This window comes from Psychrosphaera aquimarina (assembly GCF_032461525.1).
Lineage (GTDB): Bacteria > Pseudomonadota > Gammaproteobacteria > Enterobacterales > Alteromonadaceae > Psychrosphaera > Psychrosphaera aquimarina.
In genome coordinates this window covers 1024181-1048501 of the sequence record NZ_JAWCUA010000010.1, presented here as the reverse complement: position 1 = coordinate 1048501, position 24321 = coordinate 1024181, and the positions used below count along the sequence as shown (strand labels likewise).

At 37.4% G+C, this 24321-nt stretch carries 17 protein-coding genes and 1 pseudogene; 7 read left to right on the top strand and 11 right to left on the bottom strand.

Going from position 1 to position 24321, the window contains the following annotated elements:
- Positions 1-100: 100 nt before the first annotated feature.
- The 9 genes and pseudogenes from rraB to RT723_RS16670 all read right to left on the bottom strand — a co-directional run bounded on the left by rraB (position 101) and on the right by RT723_RS16670 (position 10418).
- Positions 101-448, bottom strand: a complete 348-nt coding sequence (gene rraB, locus RT723_RS16710) for a ribonuclease E inhibitor RraB (protein ID WP_216053455.1) — start codon at positions 446-448, stop codon at positions 101-103.
- 24 nt (positions 449-472) lie between these two features.
- Positions 473-1206: pseudogene (locus RT723_RS16705) on the bottom strand (1-acylglycerol-3-phosphate O-acyltransferase).
- 144 nt (positions 1207-1350) lie between these two features.
- Positions 1351-3666 (bottom strand): DNA topoisomerase IV subunit A, encoded by a 2316-nt coding sequence (parC, locus tag RT723_RS16700; RefSeq protein ID WP_315948286.1) that lies wholly within the window; start codon positions 3664-3666, stop codon positions 1351-1353.
- A 29-nt stretch (positions 3667-3695) separates the two neighbouring features.
- Entirely contained in the window at positions 3696-5174 is a 1479-nt protein-coding gene (locus tag RT723_RS16695) for a GGDEF domain-containing protein (protein ID WP_315948285.1), read from the bottom strand.
- Positions 5168-5692: a hypothetical protein gene (locus RT723_RS16690; RefSeq protein WP_315948284.1), complete on the bottom strand. Its 525-nt coding sequence runs from the start codon at positions 5690-5692 to the stop codon at positions 5168-5170. The genes RT723_RS16695 and RT723_RS16690 overlap by 7 nt, the downstream gene beginning before the upstream one ends.
- Before the next feature lie 71 nt (positions 5693-5763).
- Positions 5764-6408 carry a response regulator gene (locus RT723_RS16685; RefSeq protein ID WP_315948283.1) on the bottom strand — a complete coding sequence of 215 codons (645 nt, stop codon included), beginning with the start codon at positions 6406-6408 and terminating at the stop codon, positions 5764-5766.
- 150 nt (positions 6409-6558) lie between these two features.
- Positions 6559-8844 (bottom strand): TonB-dependent receptor, encoded by a 2286-nt coding sequence (locus RT723_RS16680; protein ID WP_315948282.1) that lies wholly within the window; start codon positions 8842-8844, stop codon positions 6559-6561.
- A 180-nt stretch (positions 8845-9024) separates the two neighbouring features.
- A complete protein-coding gene (locus RT723_RS16675) occupies positions 9025-10005 on the bottom strand; it encodes an extracellular catalytic domain type 1 short-chain-length polyhydroxyalkanoate depolymerase (protein WP_315948281.1) in 981 nt (326 codons plus the stop codon).
- Positions 10006-10163: 158 nt separating this feature from the next.
- A complete protein-coding gene (locus RT723_RS16670; RefSeq protein WP_315948280.1) occupies positions 10164-10418 on the bottom strand; it encodes a GIY-YIG nuclease family protein in 255 nt (84 codons plus the stop codon).
- A 221-nt stretch (positions 10419-10639) separates the two neighbouring features.
- Between RT723_RS16670 and RT723_RS16665 the strand changes: the two genes are divergently transcribed.
- The 7 genes from RT723_RS16665 (at position 10640) to galU (ending at position 21783) form a co-directional block, all read left to right on the top strand.
- A complete protein-coding gene (locus tag RT723_RS16665) occupies positions 10640-12064 on the top strand; it encodes a DEAD/DEAH box helicase (RefSeq protein WP_315948279.1) in 1425 nt (474 codons plus the stop codon).
- 242 nt (positions 12065-12306) lie between these two features.
- Complete coding sequence (locus RT723_RS16660) at positions 12307-13986, top strand: monovalent cation:proton antiporter-2 (CPA2) family protein (RefSeq protein WP_315948278.1); 1680 nt, start codon at positions 12307-12309, stop codon at positions 13984-13986.
- A gap of 258 nt (positions 13987-14244) precedes the next feature.
- Entirely contained in the window at positions 14245-17481 is a 3237-nt protein-coding gene (locus tag RT723_RS16655) for a hypothetical protein (protein WP_315948277.1), read from the top strand.
- A gap of 90 nt (positions 17482-17571) precedes the next feature.
- Positions 17572-18291, top strand: coding sequence for a lysoplasmalogenase (locus tag RT723_RS16650; protein WP_315948276.1), 720 nt, complete (start codon positions 17572-17574; stop codon positions 18289-18291).
- A gap of 300 nt (positions 18292-18591) precedes the next feature.
- Positions 18592-19467 (top strand): glucose-1-phosphate thymidylyltransferase RfbA, encoded by an 876-nt coding sequence (gene rfbA, locus RT723_RS16645; protein ID WP_315948275.1) that lies wholly within the window; start codon positions 18592-18594, stop codon positions 19465-19467.
- On the top strand, positions 19467-20522 hold the full coding sequence (gene rfbB, locus RT723_RS16640) for a dTDP-glucose 4,6-dehydratase (RefSeq protein WP_315948274.1): 1056 nt from the start codon (positions 19467-19469) through the stop codon (positions 20520-20522). The genes rfbA and rfbB overlap by 1 nt, the downstream gene beginning before the upstream one ends.
- Before the next feature lie 367 nt (positions 20523-20889).
- Positions 20890-21783 carry a UTP--glucose-1-phosphate uridylyltransferase GalU gene (gene galU, locus RT723_RS16635; RefSeq protein WP_315948272.1) on the top strand — a complete coding sequence of 298 codons (894 nt, stop codon included), beginning with the start codon at positions 20890-20892 and terminating at the stop codon, positions 21781-21783.
- A gap of 218 nt (positions 21784-22001) precedes the next feature.
- Here galU and RT723_RS16630 read toward each other — a convergent pair whose 3' ends face one another.
- Together RT723_RS16630 and galE are read right to left on the bottom strand one after the other, a co-directional pair.
- Positions 22002-23171 (bottom strand): nucleotide sugar dehydrogenase, encoded by a 1170-nt coding sequence (locus tag RT723_RS16630; protein WP_315948271.1) that lies wholly within the window; start codon positions 23169-23171, stop codon positions 22002-22004.
- Positions 23172-23247: 76 nt separating this feature from the next.
- Entirely contained in the window at positions 23248-24270 is a 1023-nt protein-coding gene (galE, locus tag RT723_RS16625; RefSeq protein WP_315948270.1) for a UDP-glucose 4-epimerase GalE, read from the bottom strand.
- Positions 24271-24321: the final 51 nt, after the last annotated feature.

The following is a 24321-nucleotide window of genomic DNA, read 5'->3' as shown; positions in this document are numbered from 1 at the left end:
TAAACCGTTAAAGATATAATTAAGCGCAAGGTTAATCATATTTACATACAAAAATGGCGAGTCAACTGACTCGCCATTTTTTATTTAAAACAGAATATAATTATTCTTCGAAGTGTGTTCCCCACCCTTCATATTCCAGTTTATGACTACTAGCAAACTCAAGCATGATAGCAACTTCTTCATCAATAATGTCTTCATCTAATGGGCATTCTGTTTCAACATCAAAACAAAATACTATCTGTCCGTCTTCTTCTTCCATTTGCTCTAATTCTGAAATGTCCCAACCATTCAAAAAGCCTTTTTGCATGGCTACATCTGCGTCTTCAGCCGTCATTGCTACAAAGTGATGCTCAATGCCGTACATGGCTTCTTCATTTGAACCATCTTCAATTAACTGCTCAACAATATCGCTGGTAAACTCTTGCCAATCTATTGATTTATTATCCATTTTCTTTCCTACGTGTGTTACGTACTATTTCTTATCAAAAGCGTTAACGTCAACTAATTCTGCGTCTAACTCTGCTAATTTAACTTTCATTTGTTCATGGGCATTATTAGCCGCATCTCTGATAGTCACTTTATCGTCATTTTCAATCATGATCTCTGGAAGATACTCAATAATATACTTACCATTATTCCAGCGATTCAATTTAATTTGATTATGTGTAGTACTGATGACAACAGGAACTATTGGCACACCCGCCATTTGAGCAGTATAAAATGCGCCTGACTTAAACTTTAATAAACCACGACCGTTTGAACGAGTACCTTCTGGAAACAACCAAACGGATATTTTTTTGTCTTTAATTTTAGCAGCGGCTTGGCCAATGGTGCCATGAGCTTTAGTACGGTTACCTCTATCTATTAATATATTTCCCGATAACCAATATACCTGACCAAAAAACGGCGCCCATTTCAGGCTTTTTTACCAACACTCACAGTATTTTTTCGTACTGCATTGGCCACTGTAAATATATCGTAGGTGTTTTGATGATTACCGATATAAACAACAGGATGGTCTTTCACATTTTCAAGGCCTCTTATTTCGACTTTAATCCCCAAAAATCGAATAAACCAACCATAAACATTAGCAACAACTTTTACATTATTTCGACGAAATGGCCTTACAATTAAGTAACTTAACAAAAACACAGATGACAAGATGAAAAAAATTGCCATTAAAAATAATCTAATTATTGCCAACACAAACTCAAGCTCCTAAAAATTCAAGGCGGCATTGTAACAAACTCATGCTACAGCAGTAACATTTAAATTTTATACAAGTAATAAAAAAGCTCTTATAAAGATAAGAGCTTAAATCTATAGAATAAAATGCCTTATTTATTCTTATTATTCACCCAAAAATGAATTTGGTTCGTCTTCTGGTTCATCCGGTTGATCCGCTGGGTTTTTAAATTCAATCTCAACTAAATCAACACGTTGTAACCCTCTTGGTAACTTACTACCTCGACGACCACGCTCACCTTGATAATGCTCTAAGTCTTTTTGACTTAAGGTAAGCTTACGTTTACCAGCATGTAATACCACCATGCCACTTTCCGGCACTACCGTAATTTGAGTCACATATTCTTCGCGACTCGCCGCACGAGCAGATGGCACATTAATGATCTTATTGCCTTTGCCTTTGGCTAACATAGGTAAGTCTTTTAATGGGAAGACCAACATTCGCCCTTCATTGGTAATGGCTAAACACTGATCCGTATCTATGTTTGATACTTTTTGCGGTAAGGCTAACTTCGCTCCTGTTGGCAAACGCACCAAGGCTTTACCAGCTTTTTGACGCGTTAACATATCGGCAAAAGTACAAATAAATCCATAACCCGCATCAGATGCAATTAGATATTTCTGTTCTTCTTTTGCCATGATGGCGTGTTCTAATGTTTCCCCAGCAACTATACTAAAGCGGCCGCTTAATGGCTCACCTTGACTTCGCGCCGACGGTAACAAATGTGCATCGGTACTAAAGCTACGTCCAGAACTATCAATAAACACAACTGGCTGATTACTCTTACCTTTGGCTGAAGATTTATATCCATCACCTGAACGATAACTTAATTTTTCCACGTCAACATCGTGGCCTTTAGCACAACGTGCCCAACCGTTATCAGAGATAACAACGGTAACTGATTCGCTTGGTACTAAGTCTTTTACAGAAATAGCTTTAGCTTCGTTTCTAACCACTAAAGGTGAACGTCTATCATCACCGTATTTTTCAGAATCCGCTGCTATTTCTTTTTTCAACAAGTTATTCATTTTGACGCGTGAACCTAATAGCGATTCTAACTGTTCACGTTCTTTGTCTAATTCGTCTTGCTCACCACGAATTTTCATTTCTTCTAACTTAGCTAACTGACGTAATTTCAGCTCTAAAATCGCTTCAGCTTGAGTTTCAGAAATACCAAACTTTTCCATTAAAACGGGTTTTGGTTTGTCGTGTGCTCGAATAATTTCAATGACTTCATCAATATTCAGGAAGGCAACTAATAAACCTTCTAAAATATGTAATCGTGCTAATACTTTTTCCAAACGGAAGTTTAAGCGACGAGTCACGACATCACGACGAAACTCTAACCACTCAGTTAAAATAGTTTTAAGCCCTTTAACTTTAGGCAAACCATCTAGACCAAGCATGTTTAAATTAACACGGTAGTTTTTCTCTAAATCGGTTGATGCAAATAAATGCTGCATAACTGGGGCAATATCAACCCGATTAGAACGCGGGACTATAACAATACGAGTTGGGTTTTCATGATCAGACTCATCACGTAAATCCGTTACCATAGGTAACTTTTTCGAGGTCATTTGTGCAGCAATTTGTTCTAGCACTTTACCGCCTGAAACCTGGTGCGGTAATGCGGTAATAATAATATCGCCATTCTCTTCCACGTAAGTAGCACGCATCTTAATGCTGCCCTTACCTGTCTCATAGATTTTAGCGATATCCGCCGATGGCGTAATAATTTCGGCTTCAGTTGGGTAGTCAGGGCCTTTTACATAACCCATTAAATCTTCTAACGTCGCGTTAGGTTCTTTTAAGAGGTGAATACAAGCTTCAGCAACTTCTCTTGTATTATGTGGTGGTACGTCAGTTGCCATCCCAACCGCAATACCGGTGATCCCATTTAATAAAATATGAGGTAAACGCGCCGGCAGTATCTTAGGCTCGTCCATTGTACCGTCAAAGTTAGGGATCCAGTCACTGGTGCCTTGACCAATTTCAGACAATAACAATTCACTAAATTTAGATAAACGCGCTTCGGTGTAACGCATCGCGGCAAATGACTTAGGGTCATCCGCGGCACCCCAGTTACCTTGACCGTCTACCAACGGATAACGATACGAGAACGGCTGTGCCATCAACACCATAGCTTCATAACAGGCACTATCACCATGCGGATGATATTTACCTAAAACGTCACCAACGGTACGGGCAGATTTTTTATATTTAGCGTTTGAGGATAATCCCAGCTCAGACATTGCATAAATGATCCGGCGTTGAACTGGTTTTAAACCATCACCTATATGAGGTAGTGCTCTGTCCATGATCACGTACATGGAGTAATTTAAATACGCCTCTTCCGTGAATTTTCTTAATGGCAGCTGTTCTATTCCGTCACTACTTATGGTCGTAGTTGCCTCTGTCATTGCCTAAACCTTTTTATTTCTAATTATTATTAACAAAAACCAACTACTTGGGTAATGTTACCGCCTTTGGTTTTTGCCTTATTTAGCGCGTCTTGAACTTCATCTTTCATGGAATCAATTGTCTTATTTTCATAATGACAAGTAACACCAAATGAAGCAGACAAATTAATGCCCAAATTGTCCACATAAAACTTATTACTATTTAACTCTTTTCGTAAGATTTCCGCCAGTGCAAATGCCTGATTTAAGCTAAAATTTTTCGCAATGACGATAAATCGATCACCTGACAACCTAACTAACAACTTATTACTCCCCAAACGAACGCCCAAGCGCTCAACAATTTGAGTTAATAACCTATCACCCAATTCGTGCCCTAACTTTTGATTAATCATCCGCATATTATCTACATCAAACATAACTAAACTAAATGGCATGTCGTTTTGCATCAGTCTATTTACATGTTTGACAAAGTAACTGTGATTATGAGCGCCGGTAATAGGGTCGATAAACTGAAACTCTGTACGTTTAGGCTGTAGCCTTTTATAGATAAAATAACCACCAGCAATTAATGCTACAAAGCTAAGCAATAACAGAACTTTAAAATTAGATAGTCTCTCAGCCAATGCTAAGTTTTGTTGTTTCACTTCTTCAGTTAAAGACTTTTGCTGAATTACATCTTGTTTTGCTTGTTCGAGATCATGTTGATAATTAGCCATAACAAAATCTAACTTTAAATTTGATGTGTGTTGCTGATACGTTAATGATTTAGTTAGCAACTGCTCAAAAGCTAGAATGCTGGGTTGTTTAGCACCACTTAACATTAACCATTTTGATTTTAACGTTAATATATCGATAGCTATTTTTTGTTTTTCAGGTGGTGCCAATATGTCATCGGTATTGATCTTATCTAGAATAATTAACGCTTGGCTATATTGTGAGGTCCCAGCTAAAACTTGTGCTTTGACTAATGCAAATGCCCTTTGATCTTTTGCCGATGTAAAAAATCGTTCTAATCTTTCTGCCGCCTTTAACAACGGCAGTGCATCATCATACTTAGATTGAATTATGTACACATCAATCAAGTTAACAATCGCCATCAATTGCTGTTGTTGATTTCTAGATTTAACCGCTAACTTATAAGCTTTTTCTAATTCTTGTTCCGCATTTACGTATTGCTCTGCGGTCTTAAAATTATGGCTAAGCTGGATACGTAAACTAGCTTCAACATTATAGAAGTTTTGTGCTGAGACTAAATCAATGACATGAATTAAAGTTTTAGTCGCCGTTAAATATAACCCTAAGGTTTGTTGCTGTTTAGCTAATATAATCGACGCTTCGATTAACATACCAATGTCGTCTTGCGTCGATAACAAAGACTGCACTTGCTCTTGCCAAAATACGGCGTTTACTTCATCAGCTAATCTGACGTAATTATCAGAGATTGATAATGCGGTAAAGATACTTTGCCTAGTTAATTGATTGTCTGTGGCCAGTTGGTTTGCTAACAATAAAAACTGGTTAGCGTTAAATATATTTGCTTGAAGTATAGATACTTGTGCTTTTTTTCTAATACCTTGATCTGTTCAGTAACATCTAAATTGTCAATCACTCCAATCGACTCAAGCGTCGTTATAGCGTTATCAAAATCGGATAGTCTGGTATAAACATCAACCAACGCCAGAGTATATTGCACACTGTGTTGCTCTGGTTTGGTGTTTAGTGAGTTTGATTCAAATTGTTGAAATGCCTTGAGCACATTTTCAGGTTTGTTTATTAACCACTGAGTCTTGTAATCAAGTAGGTCATTAATATCAGAGAAATTTGGGACTAATAATTGTTCTTGTTTTTGTTCTTGTAACGAAGCAACTTGTACTTTTTTCTTATCATCAGTCTGACTATTATTTGCCTGCGCTGGGCCAGACAAACTAAGAGTAACAATAGCAAAAACGATAACGAAGGTTCGTAAATTAACCATGAAATAAATAACGAGGTAAAAACCAAGCCCAATAATACCAAAAGACAACATCAGTCTAACATAGGAATTATTCGGCGAGTAATACCAATTAACGACTTTAACTCAATGCTGTTTTTTTCAGGTTAAGATAACTTAAGTTGCTGAAACACCAATCCGGCCATGGTTCTATTTGTGACTTCTAGTTTAAGTAAAATCGCAGAAACATGTTTTTTCACTGTGGTCTCTTTTATATCAAGATCATAAGCTATTTGTTTGTTTAATTGGCCATCGGCTATTTGTGATAAAACGATATATTGTTGCGGTGTTAATTGTGCAAGTTGTTTTGCTAACTGCTTATGAACTTCTAATTCTTGGTTATTGGCCGTTAAATCAATGCCTTCAGGCAACCAGATCTCACCTTGTAATACTTGCTGCACGGCGCTGGCAATAACCGATAAATCTGCGGATTTAGGGATAAACGCTGCGGCACCAAAGTTAATTGCTTTTTGCATGATCTCAGGCGTGTCATCAGAGGACACCATTATAACTAATATATCAGGATGATGGTTTTGCAATCTTGTTAAGCCAGTAAAGCCGTCATTACCTGGCATATGCAAGTCGAGAAACACTAATTCCAATTGTGGATTTTGTTCAATCAACTCAAATAAACTATCTACATTTTCAGCTTCTAAAATATCGACAGTATCTAAACTTTGTATGACCGCTTGTTTTAACGCCGTTCTAAACAATGGATGGTCATCAGCGATGGCAACGGTTGCTTTGCTCATAATGTTCCTTAGTTTGGTATTTGTTAATCAATAAACTTTGGTAAGTACTAACATTGATTTAAACATGTTAAAAGAAAAAACACGTTAGTTTGCACTAACGTGTTCCATAATCTTACCCATTACTTTTACTGTTAGTCTTAACTCGTTTAATTAAAAACGATAACCAACTGTTAAATGTAATGTCATTGGGTCGCCGTAATAAGCTACTAAGGTCTGGTCGCCGCCTAAACCTGGTGTGTACGTACCATCACCATTATCAGCAACAAAGTTATATCCACCAACTTGATATTCTTCGTCCGTTAAGTTTTTAGCGTACAAACCACCATACCAATTGCCTTCATTACTTTCCCAATTCACACCGACATTTACCATACCGTAACCTTCTTGCGACAATAAATCACTGTCCTCAAACAAGATGTAATCATCACGATAGTAATAACCACCTGTTACAACAAAATAACCTAAATCACTGTCTATTAAGTAGTTTGCCGACAAGTTCATGGTCATATCTGGTGTATTAGACAAGCCAACTAATTCGCCAACTAACGTTGGATCATCTTCAATTTTTGCATCTAACAAGCCTAAGGCAAAATTAAAGGTTAAATCAGCAGAAGCCGAATATGTCACTTCCGCTTCCAAACCACTTACACTCGAACCTTTGATGTTACCTAAGTTCTGGTTGAGCACGGTTTGGTCATCTGGCGATGGTGTGATTGTAATATATTGACGGTCTTTATGGTCAATTGAAAATACAGTGATGTTAGTACGTAAAGTATTATTCCAGTCTTTCTTGATACCAAACTCTAATGAATCAACAATTTCTGGATCCGCAGCCATTTCATTCACTGTGGCTCTAGGATTAAACGTACCTGATTTAAAGCCTTGAGAGTAACTTGCAAACAACATAGTGTCTGCATCCATTTGATACTCAACGCCCAAACGTGGGGTGAATCGAGACCAATCCGCTTTAGCAGGTGCATCTAATACATCATCATTGTTGGTATCGGTACCTAGCACTTGTGGGAATACAATGCTTGGGTCTCTTACATAACCAGGTACCCAACCAGAAGACGGGTAAACACCCGTGTAAGCTAAGCCATTATTTACATAAGCTTCTTTTTCTTCATTGGTGTAACGCGCACCAACGGTGAGTGATAATGCGTCGGTTAGATTAAAACTACCTTGAGCATAAACCGCACTACTTGTGCTGTTATTACAACCGGTCACTTCACGAGTTAAACCAGGTAAAGCTAGTGAACGACCTAATACACCTAAAATGGCATCAAAATGACCACATGATTCGCCGTCATACAAATACACACCACTGACTAATTTAAAGCCATCGCCAACATAATTTGCTTGTAATTCATGGCTGGTATTGTTGTCGTCATAGATTGCAGGCACATCAAAAATATCTAAATCGGTATTATCAAAATCAATGTTTGTATCTGAGTAACTTTCACGTGACGAAGCCACGTATTTTAATGACCAGTCTTTACTTACATCCCAGTTCACCATAAAGCTCAAACCATCAAGCTCCACTAAGTTTTCTGTTGGCATGCTGGTGTAAGAATCAAACACACTATCCGGTACTGGTGCATCAGTTAATATACTTGGCAATAAACGATAACCGCCTTTCGCGTTAGAGTTATCCGTCGTGCTATCCCACGCTAAACGCATGAATAAGTCATTGCTGGCATGGTATTCAAGGGTCAATCTAGCTGCAGTTAAGTCTTTGTTGTAGTTTTCTTTATCTTGGCCAGCAATGGCTGATTTTAAGAATTCACCGTAACCATCACGTGATAAGTTTGCATAACCAAACCCAACATAAAGTTTGTCACTAATAACAGGTACTTGCCCTGTTAATTTCATATCCGCTTGGCCATAACTACCAACAGTCAATTCTGCGTTAGCTTCCATGTCACCGGACATTTCTTTAGTGACATATTTTACAGCACCACCAATTGTATTTTTTCCGTAAAGTGTACCTTGAGGCCCACGAAGTACTTCAATACGCTCTACGTCTAATAAATCTAATACGGCACCTTGTGGACGGGCCATGTAAACATCGTCGATATAAATACCAACACCAGGTTCATAACCCCAAAGTGGATCTTGTTGGCCGACACCACGAATAAATGCGGTTAATGTTGAGTTTGTTCCGCGACTTGTTTGCAAAGTGGTGTTAGGGGAAAACTGCTGAACTTCTGTCATGGTTGAGATACCAGCTTCAGCTAAATCAGACGCACTTAATGACGTGACAGCTACTGGTACTTTTTGAATGTTTTCAGCTGTTTTACGAGCGGTCACTTCAATAACTTCTAAACCTTGTACTTTTTCTTTTTTATCATTTTCAGCTGCAACCAAAACGTTGCTTGCTAACGCGGTTGAAATAGCTAAAGCGAGACTCGTAATTTTGATATTTTTATTTGTCATGTTGCTACCCTGTTAATTTTATTTTTTTTATAATTAGTTAATTTTTTAAATTCGATTATTCAAATTGTGTGTGTAATTATTTTTGACCTTTTAACTGTATCTGAATTTTTACCATATTAAATCTGTACGATAGTAGTATATGGTTTAACCTATTGGATAAACGTAACTACATGTTTTTATTTAATTAATCCATTTTCCAACTAAATACTGAGCCGCGCTCAGGTCTGAAGCAACCACAAAAGGTGCTACCGTACCTCCACCTTCAATATTGGGATTTACCGGAAAACCATGACCAATATTATCTAACTCAATTAGCTCGACATTTTTGGTGTCTCCCCAATAGCTTATGGTCATATTGGTGCCTTTTTGTGTTTGCGGTTGTTCTGAAACTTGATGTAGTTGACTCCATTGTTGTGCCATATCAAGTGAGTTTTTTGGATTAACAATGCCATCAGCGCTGCCCGATATAATGGTTAGCTTGGGCCATTGTTTAACGCCTTTGTTTAATTCCATAATACGGTCAGCTTGTTGTTTTGCACTAAGGTCAGAACCAGATTTCATACATGAAATGGCTTTAACCAGATTATCGGCACAAGGAAAAGGTATTCCAGCTATAATGGCTCCCGCCTCAAAGCTACCTGGATATTGACTCAAAAGGTTACTGGCCATCGCACCTCCAGCAGATAAACCAACAATATACACTTGCTCTAGTTTAAACTTGGATTGCACTGTGCGTATCATATTCATGATAGACAGGCTTTCACCTTGTTCTATTTGTTGATCCTGTTGGGAAAACCAATTAAAACAAGCCGTGGCATTATTCGTACTCACTTGTTGTGGGATTAATAATGAAAATTGATGACTTTTGGCTAAATCCAACAAACCACTTTGACTAGATAAAGTCTCACCGTTTTGCCCACACCCATGCAATAACACAACTAATTTATTCTGTTGTTTGTTATTTACCATTTTGGTTTTGGGTAAATAGACACTCGCTAACAACTCACCTGGGTTATCACCAAAATGAGTTAATGATGTAAAATCCGTGACGGTATTAACGTTTTTAGTTTCGGCTTCAATTGACTGAACATCGACTGATGTCGCTGATAGGCCCATCACCAACGTCATTAACAAATAGGTGTTAACTTTAATGTTTTGCATAAACCAACTCATGTTTAAATAATTGAGTTCATCATGGTCTATAAGCAATTAATAACGCAATGGTACTTTAGTTGACTATGCTATTTTAGTGACTAAGGCCTTGAATTGAATGCGACAGACATTAACTCCTAAAGTAATACGTCCAAGTTATGTTGAGATTAATCCGTTTTTTTTGAGTTTATGAGCGCTAACTTTTTGTTCCTAGTTAGTTTTTTAATGGCGATTTCTCTTTTACTGGCGGCACTGCGGTCCGGTGAATCTTCACTGTAAACCATTTCAACTGGGGTTCGTACCCGTGTATATTTTGCGGCAATCCCTTTATTATGTTGGGTTAAACGTCGAGATTTATCTGTGGTGATCCCGGTATATAAAGAATCATCCGCACATCGTAAAATATATACAAACCAACTCACTCAATTACCCTATTGCATCGATTTAACCATTTTCTTCACTGTAATGGATCGTTATCACCTTGTCTTTGCATTTTTATAAATAATCCCCCTCTAGGGATTGCCCTATTTTTATTCAATTTTACGCTTATAGATACAGAGAAACATTGCCATTATCGCTTTATTACTGTACCTTTCACCGCCTTTTGACGCTCTGTCAAAATTAATTACAATAGTGAGAATATATGCTTTTTTCTGAATTAGGTCTAAACCCGAAAATCTTAACAGCGGTTAATGAAAAGGGTTACGACACACCAACACCTATTCAGCAACAAGCAATACCGGCAGTATTAAGTGGCAAAGATGTCATGGCCGCCGCGCAAACGGGTACAGGTAAAACCGCAGGTTTCACATTACCGCTCTTACATTTGTTATCTCAAGGCGAAAAAGCCAAATCAAATCATGTACGTGCATTAGTGTTAACACCAACTCGTGAGCTTGCAGCTCAAGTTGCAGAAAGTGTTGAAACTTATGGTAAAGATTTACCTTTACGTTCTCATGTTGTTTTTGGTGGCGTTAAAATCAATCCACAATTGATGGCGTTGAGAAAAGGCGTGGATATTTTAGTGGCAACACCGGGTCGTTTATTAGACTTGTTTAGCCAAAATGCAATTAAGTTTAACGACTTAGAAGTATTAATTTTAGATGAAGCAGACCGTATGTTAGATATGGGTTTCATTCATGACATCAAACGTATTTTAAAAGTACTTCCACAAAAACGTCAAAATTTAATGTTCTCAGCCACCTTTTCTGACGATATTCGTGACTTAGCAAAAGGTCTTATCAATGACCCTGTTGAGATTTCAGTAACGCCTAGAAACGAAACGGCTAAAACGGTTCAACAGTGGTTAACACCGGTTGATCAGAGTAAAAAAAGCAAATTACTGGTTAAACTTATTAAACAAAACGATTGGCAACAAGTGTTGGTATTCACCCGAACTAAACATGGCGCCAACCGCTTAACAAAAACGCTTGAGAGTAAAAATATTAGTGCTGCGGCTATTCATGGTAATAAAAGCCAAGGAGCCAGAACTAAAGCCCTTGCTGGATTTAAAGATAAAACGGTTAGAGTACTTGTTGCTACCGATATCGCTGCTCGTGGTATCGATATAGATCAATTACCTCAAGTGGTTAACTTTGATTTACCGCAAGTTGCTGAAGATTACGTCCATCGTATTGGTCGTACAGGGCGTGCCGGTGCTGAAGGTAAAGCTATTTCATTGGTTTGTGCCGATGAAAGTAAAAACCTCAACGATATTGAACAATTAACTCAACAACACATTGAACGTGTGATCGATGACGAATTTGCACCAAGTGTGCCTTTACCGCCTTCAAGAGAAATCAGAGCACCAAAAGCCAAAAAGCCTAAAAAATATAAACCGAACAATGAAGGTGCGGAAACCAAAAACAATCGTTCTAATAACCGCAACGCTAATAGCCGTGGCGGAGCACGTAATTCAGACTCTAGAAATTCTAATTCTCGTAGCTCTGGTTCACAAAGCTCTGGTTCGCGAAACTCTGGTTCTCGCAGCTCAAATTCACAAAACACAAACACTCGTGGATCTGGTTCTAGCGCGGTAGGTAATCGTAGAAGCTCAACTGCTAAATAAAATATAACCCCCTAATTTACAATTAAGTTAGGGGTGACTTTTTTGACATTGTTTCTAGATAACCGATTCAACGCCCTCCTCTCTGTTAACCCTACCTCTCTGCTAATCAGTATCTAACTGACAAAATCTATTCTCATACTTTAAATTGTTAATTTGTTCGCAACAAGTTGTTATGAATCAAAGAAAACAATTATGATTTGGTCTATTCTATCACTCTAAAATTACAACTATAGGTACCTATTTTGCAGTCCGACTTTATATTAGAGATTATATTTTTATTAACCGCAGCCGTTATAGCTGTGCCTATTTGTCAGGCATTTAAATTGGGTGCGGTTCCAGGTTTTCTAATAGCAGGTGTGGTCGCAGGTCCATTTGGCTTAGGACTGATCCATAACGTCGAACATATCACTCATATTTCTGAATTTGGCGTTGTTTTACTTTTGTTTGTTATAGGTATGGAGTTAAAACCTTCTTTCCTTTGGCAAATCAAGCGTCTGGTTTTTGGCTTAGGCAGTTTACAAGTATTGTTGTCTGGCGCGCTTATTAGTGCGCTTTGTTATTACGGTTTCGCTTTGTCTTTACCTGCATCTATTATCATAGGTCCAGCCCTAGCATTATCTTCTACTGCTTTTGTGCTGCAATTGTTAACCGATCAAAAATCATTAAATACAGAATACGGCCGCACCAGTGTGGCCATTTTGTTGTTACAAGATTTAGCCGTGGTTCCTTTGTTGGCATTGATCCCATTGTTATCAGTACACGGCAGTTCTGACACACATCTGGGCTTAGCATTTGTTCGCTCCATTTCTATTTTAGTGGCGGTGATATTAGTTGGCAGGTACTTACTTAATCCTATTTTACATAAAGTAGCAGCGTCCGCTAATTCAGAAGTATTTACTGCATCAGCTGTGTTAATTGTTCTAGGCACTGCGTATTTAGCAGAACTGGCTGGTTTATCTATGGCGATGGGCGCTTTTTTGGCTGGAATGTTAATTTCTGATTCCGCATATCGTCATCAAATAAGAGCTGAGGTTCAGCCATTTAGAGGGTTATTATTAGGTTTGTTTTTTATGTCTATGGGCATGTTATTAAATTTAGACAAACTCATTGAATATCCTTTATTAATTGCAGCATTAGTTACGGCTTTGTTAACTCTAAAAATCGGTCTGTTATATCCGTTATCTAGAATGTTTAATTTAGATTCAAAACGCAGTTTGGCGGTTGCCTTTATATTGGCGCAAAGTGGTGAATTTGCATTAGTGTTATTTGCTCTAGCTGAAAAAGCCAAAATATTTGATACCCACACGTTTGATATTTTATTGTTAGTGGTTTTAATAAGTATGCTTATTACACCTGTACTTGGCTATTTAGCGAATCGCTTTAATAAAAGCAGTAAAGTGGTGAATAACGCCTCTGAGATCCCAGACAATCATTGTGTAGTAATTGCTGGATATGGTCGTGTTGGGCGCTCTATTGGCGATATACTGACCATAGCAAACCAACCTTTTATCGCGATTGATGATAACGCCGCTACCGTGGCTCATTACAGTAAACTCGGTGTACCTATCTATTATGGCGATGTAACAAAACCTGTGGTGTTGAATTCAGCTGGTATCAAACACGCCGCTTATATGGTCGTGACCGTAAATGAAGCTGAGACAGCAAAAACATTAGTAGAAACGATTCATAAACAATTACCCGACTTAACGATATACGCTCGTGGACATGACCGCAGTACGTGCCATCAATTGCGTGAATTAGGTGCGACCAACGCCGTGTCTGAAAATATTGAAGCAAGTATTGAACTTGCGCGTTTAATTCTGACGCATTATGAATTAGACCAAGATGAATTAACGTTAGAGCAGCTCAATATTGTTTTAAATGATTACAAAACAAACTATTACAAACAACAAAAAGATTAACTTCTCATTATCAGATTCGCCTTGTAATAATGCTCAAAAATTACAAGGCGACTCACCGTAAATTTTGTCGTCACATCCTTAAAGCAAATAGGCTTTTTGCCGATAACCTTTTATCCAAGTCTTATTATTGCTCTATAATTTACAAATAGTCCTTGAGTAACATAGTTACCAAACTAGATTTTATAAATTATCCTTTATGGTTGAAGCGTTTAACAGTAATTAGACCCCAAAAACTCAAAAAACAGTTGTTGTTATCATATGTTTAAATTTGATTTATATACTGCAAAATTATGTTTACTCGTCAGTTTGCTCCTGTTGTCCTCTTGTTCAAGTGACAAAGAAACAAACGTTGACCACACATTTTCTGTTGTTTTCAGTACAGAAGCTTTTGAAGTTGAAGCTGGCAAATCCTTTGATATCGCATTACAAATTTCAAAAACCGGTGAATTTGACGTTAATTTTGAACTCAGTAAAGAACCAGAAAGCGGAGCGGTCTCCGTCACTGACGAGTTAACCCTTGCTACATACACAGCAGCAGAAACATTAGGCGAAGGTACGTTTTATTTACGTTTTGAAAGTGACACCATGTTTGTCACCCATGAAATTAAATATACGGTGATTGAAAGTACCGATACAAATACCGAGCCAGATCCTACTCCAGACACACCAACCACACCCACTGAAAGTACAGAGGAATATGACATTCGTTTTCCTTCTGATTACCAAACTATTTTTGAGCATGAAAGCATAACGTTTGATATAAAACGTAACTACGAACAAGCAGAGCATATTGTAGAAACCTTCCATTTTAATACCCATAACGTAAAGGGCAAAATCTCTAAAGACAAAACCCAAATTACACTAACGGCTGAAGAAGGTAATGAAGATACCTATGGTGAAATCATTGCGGTGACCAATGTGGATGGTGTGATCCATGAGTCAAAAATGTACGTTATTTATTTCAATAAAAATAGAGATTTAACCACTGAAGAAGTGCCAGTAATCGCACTTTTGGACACAGAAATAACCATAACGCCATATTCAACTATAAACAAAGCATTTGGGGTTTATGACCGAGATAGTGACCGTATTTCTTATCGTATTCTGTCAGCACCTAGTTATGTGGCAACACATATTAACAAAGTGGAATCAGGCTTTGATTTAACTATTTACACCATCGACGAGATTGACGCGTCGGACAATGAATTAGTATTAGAAGTTAGTGATGCGCACAATAAAGATGTTTACACTTTTAACTTAGTGCAAGCACAAACGTCTGCCGCGCATAAAGTGACACAACAAGTAAAACAATCTCCAAATACGCGTCCACAAATATATATCGAAGAAAACGTTGCAGTAAGTTTGATAAAGAAAATGAACGGTACTGAAACGGGCATTGTGGCAGAGCTTGCCTTTGCTTACTCTGACGATGATAACGACGACATAGAGATATCGGTATCCTCATCAAGAGATAATTATACTTTCCGTATTGAAGAGCCATATGTGTATGTTATGGCCACTGATATGTCAGAACTTGAACACGATCAGATCACTATAGCCGCCAGTGACGGACAGTTTGAATCAAAACTGACTTATCATTTATACATTCCAGATAACTATTTAGATTTTTTAGGTGGTAATCCTAATATTGCGCCGTTTATTGATTTGCCGACCACCATCAACTTGTTAGAAACAAAAACCATTGAGCTGTTTTTTAATACCGAAGACTTTGAAAGGCATCCATTTGAAATAGGGGTGACCTATATTGACGGTGAAAGTGTTGCGTCAATCACGGACACAATATTAACTATCACAGCATCAAGCCCTGAAGCCTCTTTTACAACGCAGGTTACTGTTTGGTTAGAAGATGTATTCGAAAGCCGACGTGAACATGTAATTGACGTTAATATTTATAAAAATACAGCCCCATCATTAATTGTAGAAACTAATGATATTCAATTTATAGAACAACAAAATATTTCGTTATCTGTTGGAGTTGATGATATTGACCAACCTGACTTGCAACCAACATTTAGCTTTGATGAAACTAAATTAATTCTAGATTATGTGGATGGCACCCTTACTGTTTCTTCAGTGGATTTAGAAGAAGATTACGCGGGTGAAATCCAAGTATATGTTCAAGATGAATTTGGTGAAACCGACACCGATATTATTTCAGTATATGTACGTTATATCAGCCCAGATAATGCGCCACCTGTTATTGTACTTGAACAAGAGTCCTTCTCTATATTACCGGGTGAATGTAACAGCACACTTGTCACCATTACCGATGACGATAACGACCCACTGGTATTAAATTCTGCATCAAGCAATGCTTTAGTGACTTACGAATGGGATCAGTATACTGGGATCATTAGTTTTTGTGTTGATATCAGCTCTGATTTTGAACAAGAGTATGCCATCACCTTAACCGCTTTTGATGGCATTAATTTAACTGAAAAAAATGTAACTTTAGTGGTTCCACGTTCACCTGCAGCCCCTATTTTAGAAATATTGCCTTACAGTGATGAAGTGGATGAAAATGAAATTTTAACCATCAATTACCGAATTTCAGATTTAAATGGTGGCGATATGGTGATGTCCATGTCTAATGTATCGCCAGATATAATCGTTGAGATCAGCACGCCTGTATTACTTGAAGATACCAATGAGACAGCGGATGTATTTATTTATGAAGGTACTATTACCGTTACTACACCTGAAAATGTAAATACGGAACAAGCCTACACATTTAATGTGGTTGCTCGCGATGATGCTGATTTACCTTCACCTGGAGAGATTTCGTTTACTGTGGTTCCAGTTAATAACCCGCCAGTTCTAACTATCATTGAGCAATTAGAGGATACAGAAGATGATAAATTTGAATTGGCTATTGTTAATGACTTAACCAGCGAGCTTAATTATGTCATTGAAGATGCAGACAGCAGCACCCACGAAATTGAAGTAAGAATTCAAGACTTTAGAGAAGATGTGTATGACTTTTCCGTTAACTACGTAGACCAAAAATTGCAATTGTTCGGGTTGAGCAAAAGAGCCGTGTTTGACTATGTGAGAGGTATCAATGAGTCCGTTTCTTCAGGAACAGAAAGTGCTAAGTTTGATATGGAAATTAGAATAGAAGATGATGCTGATTTTCCAGCGGCATCCTACGTGACGATTCCAACTAAATTCCGCTTTGAAAACGAAAAACCGGTAATAGATTCAGATGATAAGATAGTCATTTACCGTGGATTACAAACAGGCGTTTCATTAAGTTTATCTGACCCTGATGGCGAAACTGTAGAAATATTAAGTGTGGTTAATACCAGTGCAGCTATAGAAATCGTTAATGATTTAGATAGTATAAATACCTTAAAAAAGGTTATTGTAAACGCAGTAGCAACCAGTGATGGCGACCCGACTTTTATTACCGTCGTGGTAACCGATGGTTATGAATCAAGCGCAAAGCAAATCTACTTTGAAGTATTTGATTGAAGGTTTTAAGTTTCGAGCTACGAGTTTTCGAGATTAAACTCGTAGCTCGTAGCTCGATACTAAAGATTTAAAGCTTTCTAGGATTAATTAATGTCTAATAAAACAACTGCTTTATTTATTATTCTGGCAAGTATATTTTGCTTAACCACTTTTGTAGAGCCTTACCCCTTTTCATGGTTAGTTAAAATTTTACCTATGCTGGTTTTGATATTTATCGTGTCACTGCAAGTCATCGTAAAATCGTCAATTCCATTTGTCGCCAATAATCAAACGGCAGATAACAGCGGAAAAAGCTTTAACTATTTATTGATTGCGCTCTTGTTTTCAACCTGTGGTGACATATTACTGGCATTAGGCCATGAACATTTCTTTATCTTTGGTTTAGGCGCATTTTTGATTGGCCACTTGTTTTTTATCTTTAGCTTCAAGCCTTTGGTAAAACAAAACTGGTTAATTATCCCACTCTATTTAATTCCTGGATTAGCCTTATTTAGCTTAATGGCCGGTAATTTAAACGAGTTATTTATTCCAGTTTTAGTCTATATGTTAGTGCTTTTAAGCATGGCAATTGCCACAGTCTTAAGTGCTAAAATTAATAAGTGGCTTGTTCTCGGCGGCATAAGCTTTGTGATCTCCGACTCCTTAATTGGCCTTAATAAGTTTTATGTAGAGATCCACTACTCACATTTATGGATAATGGTGACGTATTATTTTGCCCAATTTTGTTTAGTGAATGGGTTAATAGCAGCGAGCACTCGAGCGGCGAACTACGAGTTAAAGTTACAGCCTCGAGTTTCGAGCTGCGAGTGACGAGTTAAACTCGCAGCTCGTAGCTAAAGCTTGAAGGCTTGAAGGTTTGAAGGTTTGAAGGTTTGAAGGTTTGAAGGTTTGAAGGAGTAAAACCTATAAATCGACACCCTTCAACTACCTTATAAGTTCCAGCTTTTCTTACCACTTATAGCTTATAGCTTACGGCTGTCTTTACCTTCCAACCTTATAGCCCTTCTTTTTCTATTACCTTCAAGTATTTAAATTTCAAAAGAGATCTCCAAACTTGGCCGTGATATTGTATAACTATAATTTCAATAAGAATTAAAAGCCGAGGTTGATTTGAAAGGTATTGTCTTAGCAGGTGGGTCAGGTATGCGTCTATATCCGCTCACTCAAGTGGTTAGCAAACAACTAATGCCTATCTATGATAAACCAATGATCTATTACCCGATAGCAACGCTAATGCAAGCGGGTATAAAAGAGATTCTAATTATTTCGACCCCTGCTGATCTTCCTCGTTTTCAAGCTTTATTAGGAAACGGTAAACAATGGGGGTTGAGCTTTGCATATGAAGTTCAAGCAACACCTGATGGACTTGCACAAGCATTAATTATCGCCAAATCTTTCTTGTCTGGCTCACCTGTCACTTTAATCCTTGGTGATAACGTTTTTTATGGGCAAACACTGCCACAATTGCTAAAACAAGCTAAAAACCAAAGTTTAGGTTGTACCGTATTTGGTTATCATGTTTCAAACCCTCAACGTTATGGCGTTATTGAATTTGATAATGCTGGTAGAGCCATTTCCATTGAAGAAAAACCACAAAAACCAAAGTCAAATTTTGCTATCCCTGGAATATACTTTTTCGATGAAAATGCAGTAGGTATAGCCGAAAACGTAACGCCAAGCGCAAGAGGAGAATTAGAGATCACTGATGTGATCAATCACTATTTAAAAAAAGAACAGTTGAATGTAATTAACCTTGGCCGAGGTGTTGCTTGGCTCGATACAGGAACCCATGATGATCTATTAGCCGCCGCCCAATTCATAGCGACAATTGATAAAAGACAAGGGCTCAAAATTAATTGTCCGGAAGAAATAGCTTGGCGTAGTAAATGGATATCAACCAAAGAACTAGCAGAAATTGCTAAACCATTACAAAAAAGCGGTTATGGTGAATATTTATTAAAATTAATTAGTGAACAAAACTTCTAATGAGAAATTTATTAATAACAGGAGGTTGTGGTTTTATTGGTTCAAACTTTGTTAACTACTGGGCCACCCGATACCCCACTGATAAAATAGTCATTCTTGATGCGCTAACTTATGCTGGTAACAAAGCAAACATTGCCACAGCATTAACACAAAAAAATGTTGAATTTATTCACGGAAATATTTGTGATTCAAGTTTGTTGAATGACATTTTCTTAAAGTTCAACATTGATACGGTAGTCCACTTTGCTGCCGAGTCGCATGTTGATCGTTCAATAACAGAACCTGATGCTTTTATTAAAACAAATATTATTGGTACACATAATTTACTTATGGCTTCAAAGCAGTATTGGTTTGATAATAATGTAAAGAAACATCATTTTCATCATATATCAACCGATGAGGTATATGGGTCACTAACCTCGTCAGAACTGCCATTTAAGGAAACAAATCAGTACCAACCTAATTCTCCATATGCGGCAAGTAAAGCATCATCAGATCATTTAGTACGTTCTTATTTTGAAACTTTTGGCTTAAACACAACAATATCCAATTGCTCTAATAACTATGGTGCGTTTCATTATCCTGAAAAATTAATCCCGTTAACAATTACTAATATATTAAACAACAAAGCAATACCTATTTATGGCGATGGTAAACAGATCCGTGATTGGTTATGGGTTGAAGATCATTGCCGAGGCATTGAAAGCATTTTGAATAAAGGAACATATGGAGAAGTTTATAATATTGGTGGAAATAATGAATGGACCAATATTGATATCGTTAACCTAATTTGTAAAAAGATGAATTTCCAATTTAGTAAGAACCAAGCTTTAATCGACAAATATTCCAATGCAATTAGTGTTCATAACAACCAATCAGAACAATTAATTAGTTTCGTTCATGACCGGTTAGGGCATGATAGACGGTATGCAATAGACGCATCCAAAATTGAAAAAACACTCAATTTTAAGCCAAGTATCAACTTTGAAGATGGGTTAGATAAAACTATTTTATGGTATTTAAATAATCCTGATTGGTGGACGGACATAGTATAATAGTGATGAGTCTGCGATTGACGAGTTTCGAGTTTAACTCACGGCTCGTAGCTCAAAAGTAAAGATTTAAGACTTGAGGGCTTGAGGGCTTGAAGGTTTCGAGCTTTCCTGCTTTTCTTACCACTTATAGCTTATGGCTTATAGCTGCCTTTACTTTCCAGCATATTTTTCGTCCTTTATCCAAACTCGCGGCTCTAAAATCGTTAGTCGTAACTACTATCATCGATTCTCGCAACTGATCTTTACTCGCCACTGGTAGCTCGAAACTGTTCCCCGTTTCTGCTATCATTTCCACTTCGTTGTGGAGAACTGACTCCAGCGAAATTCGAATATAATCTATTTTCAAACGGACTAAATTGGGAAATATATGAAACCATCAAGAATCACAAAAGCGGTTATACCCGTTGCTGGACTTGGCACAAGAATGTTGCCAGCATCAAAAGCCATACCTAAAGAAATGTTACCTATCGCTGACAAACCTATCATTCAATATGTTGTGAATGAAATAATCTCAGCTGGAATAAAAGAAATAATCTTAGTGACACATTCTTCTAAAAACAGCATTGAAAACCATTTTGATAAAAGCTTTGAACTTGAATCCATATTAGAAAAACGGGTTAAGCGTCAAATTTTAGATGAAGTTCAAGCAATTTGCCCTAAAGATGTAACGATAATGCATGTACGACAAGGTACTGCTAAAGGTTTAGGTCATGCTATATCATGTGCGAGACCTGTTGTTGGTAACCATCCTTTTGCTGTTGTTTTACCCGATGTCATGATTAATGACTATGACTCAAATTTGGCAACCGATAATTTAGCAGAGATGGTGCAGTTATTTAATGAAACTAAAGCTAGCCAAGTTATGGTTGATGCCGTACCAGAACAAGACGTTTCAAAATATGGTGTGGTAGACATTAATGGTGAAGCGTTAGCTGCCGGCGAATCTAAAGCCATGAAAGGTATGGTAGAAAAGCCAGAATTAGTTGATGCCCCTTCAAATTTAGCCGTTGTAGGGCGATATGTTTTATCTTCTGAGATTTGGGATATATTAGAAAAAACACCGGTTGGTGCAGGAGATGAAATTCAATTAACCGATGCCATCGCAACCCTAATGAGCTGGGAACAAGTTAACGCTTATCACATGAAAGGGAGTTATCATGATTGCGGTGATAAACTAGGATACATGCAAGCATTTGTTGAATATTCAAAACGCCACCCTGTTCTAGGTAACGCATTTAAAGAGTATTTAAGTAAAGCGTAAAACTTCGAGGCGCGAGCTACGAGGGTCGAGTGAAACTCGCTGCTCGTAGCTAAAGCTTGAAGGCTTGAAGGCTTGAAGGCTTGAAGGAGTAAAACTTATAATCGGTTTCTTTCCAGTTTTCTTACCACTTATAGCTTACGGCTTACGGCTGCCTTTACCTTCCAGCATTTTTCCTTTCTCGTGTCTCGCAACTCGAAACTCGTAGCTCGCTACTGCTCTTAAGCATCCCCACCAAATAAATCTCTGGTATAAACTTTTTCAGCAACATCAGTTAATTCATCAACCATACGATTAGCCACAATTACGTCAGATAATTTTTTAAACTCTTCAAGGTTTTTAATCACTTTTGAATTAAAGAAATTATCATCTTCAATTACCGGCTCATAAACCACAACTTCAATGCCTTTGGCTTTAATGCGTTTCATAATTCCTTGAATTGCTGAAGCTCTAAAATTATCAGAGCCAGCCTTCATGATTAATCTATGTATACCGACTACTTTTGGAGATCTGGCAATAATAGCGTCTGCTACAAAGTCTTTTCTTGTTGTATTCGAATCTACAATAGCTTTAATTAAGGTTTGAGGCACATCTTGGTAATTTGCTAACAACTGTTTAGTATCTTTAGGTAAACAATATCCGCCATAACCAAAAGACGGATTGTTATAATGAGAACCAATTCTAGGATCTAAACTAACGCCTTCAATAATTTGTTTGGAGTCTAAACCATGAATTTCTGCATAACTATCTAACTCATTAAAATATGAAACTCGCATGGCTAAGTAAGTATTAGAAAACAATTTAACCGCTTCTGCTTCGGTAGAATCAGTAAATAAAACATCAATATCTTGTTTTATTGCTCCTTGTTTTAACAAGTTAGCAAATTGTTCGGCTCGTTTAGAACGCTCGCCTACAATGATGCGCGATGGGTATAAATTGTCATACAAGGCATTACCTTCACGTAAAAATTCAGGACTGAATATAAGGTTCTCAGTACCTAACTCTTTACTAATTCGAGATGTATAACCTACAGGAACCGTAGACTTTAAGATCATAACGGCATTAGGGTTAATTAACATCACATCTTTAATCACAGATTCAACAGAAGAGGTATTAAAGTAATTAGTTTGAGGATCATAATCGGTTGGTGTTGAAATAATGACAAAATCAGCATCTTTATAAGCTAACTCTTTATCCATAGTCGCTGTAAAATTCAAAGTTTTATTACTTAAAAAATCCTCTATTTGCTCATCAACAATGGGAGATTGACCTTTATTCAGTAAATTCACTTTCTCTGCAATAATATCAACCGCGATAACTTCATTGTGTTGAGCCAATAACATTGCGTTTGAAAGACCAACATACCCTGTTCCAGCTACTGCAATTTTCATAAAATCTCTTTTCATAAATATTATTAATGCCTATCTCACAACTTACTAGATACACATTTCATTTTAATTAATTTAACTATTTATACCCTTGAGGGTTATTAGACTGCCAATTCCAGGTGTCTCTCATCATATCCTCAAGAGATTTATCCGCTGTCCAATTTAATTTTGTTTTTGCTTTTTCCGCGTCAGCCCAAAAAGCAGGTAAGTCACCTTCACGCTGAGGAGCATATTCATAAGGGATATTAGTACCTGTGACTTGGGAGAACTTATTCACAATTTCTAACACTGATAATGGATTTCCAGTGCCTAAATTAAATGCTTCGCAGATACCTGCTGATTGGTCTTCTAACCATTCTAATGCTTTAACATGGCCATGTGCTAAATCCACAACATGCAAATAATCACGCTCACAGGTTCCGTCTTTAGTTGGGTAATCATTACCAAAAATAGATAACTTTTCTCTTTTGCCCACCGCGACTTGTGATACAAATGGCATTAAATTATTAGGAATTCCATTTGGGTCTTCTCCAATCTGGCCACTTTCATGAGCACCTATAGGATTGAAGTACCTTAAATTGGCAACCTTAAATTTAGTATCACTTTTAACAAGATCTTCGAGCACTTGCTCGATCATTAATTTAGATTTGCCATAAGCACTAGAAGGTACGCCCGTTTTTAACGTTTCGACATAAGGGACTGGCGCTTCTTCACCGTATACGGTAGCTGAAGAGCTAAATACAAAGTTATAAATCTCGGCCTGTTGTAACTCTTCTAATAGTGACACTGTTCCATGTACATTATTTTGATAGTACTTAAGTGGGATTTGAGTTGACTCACCAACGGCTTTTAAGGCTGCAAAGTGGATTGTGGCCGCAATATCTGAGTGTATTCTTAACACCTCTCTAACTTTTTCTCGATCACAAATATCAACTTGATAGAAAGTAACCTTTTTATTTGTTAACTCTTCAACACGGTTTAAAGACTCTATTGACGAATTACATAAGTTATCGATAACAACAACTTCATAACCAACGTTTAACAATTCTAATACAGTATGGGAACCTATATACCCGGCTCCACCAGTTACTAATACTTTCATATTTATCCATAATATTTTAAGACAATGAAGTATATAAGTTTTGCTACTGTT

Coding starts and splice junctions, on each gene's coding strand:
- RT723_RS16675 (WP_315948281.1), bottom strand. CDS start 10,005: ATGCAAAACATTAAAGTTAACACCTATTTGTTAATGACGTTGGTGATG.
- RT723_RS16630 (WP_315948271.1), bottom strand. CDS start 23,171: ATGAAAATTGCAGTAGCTGGAACAGGGTATGTTGGTCTTTCAAACGCA.
- parC (WP_315948286.1), bottom strand. CDS start 3,666: ATGACAGAGGCAACTACGACCATAAGTAGTGACGGAATAGAACAGCTG.
- rfbB (WP_315948274.1), top strand. CDS start 19,467: ATGAGAAATTTATTAATAACAGGAGGTTGTGGTTTTATTGGTTCAAAC.
- galU (WP_315948272.1), top strand. CDS start 20,890: ATGAAACCATCAAGAATCACAAAAGCGGTTATACCCGTTGCTGGACTT.
- RT723_RS16680 (WP_315948282.1), bottom strand. CDS start 8,844: ATGACAAATAAAAATATCAAAATTACGAGTCTCGCTTTAGCTATTTCA.
- RT723_RS16685 (WP_315948283.1), bottom strand. CDS start 6,408: ATGAGCAAAGCAACCGTTGCCATCGCTGATGACCATCCATTGTTTAGA.
- galE (WP_315948270.1), bottom strand. CDS start 24,270: ATGAAAGTATTAGTAACTGGTGGAGCCGGGTATATAGGTTCCCATACT.
- RT723_RS16650 (WP_315948276.1), top strand. CDS start 17,572: ATGTCTAATAAAACAACTGCTTTATTTATTATTCTGGCAAGTATATTT.
- RT723_RS16665 (WP_315948279.1), top strand. CDS start 10,640: ATGCTTTTTTCTGAATTAGGTCTAAACCCGAAAATCTTAACAGCGGTT.
- rraB (WP_216053455.1), bottom strand. CDS start 448: ATGGATAATAAATCAATAGATTGGCAAGAGTTTACCAGCGATATTGTT.
- RT723_RS16655 (WP_315948277.1), top strand. CDS start 14,245: ATGTTTAAATTTGATTTATATACTGCAAAATTATGTTTACTCGTCAGT.
- RT723_RS16690 (WP_315948284.1), bottom strand. CDS start 5,692: ATGTTGTCTTTTGGTATTATTGGGCTTGGTTTTTACCTCGTTATTTAT.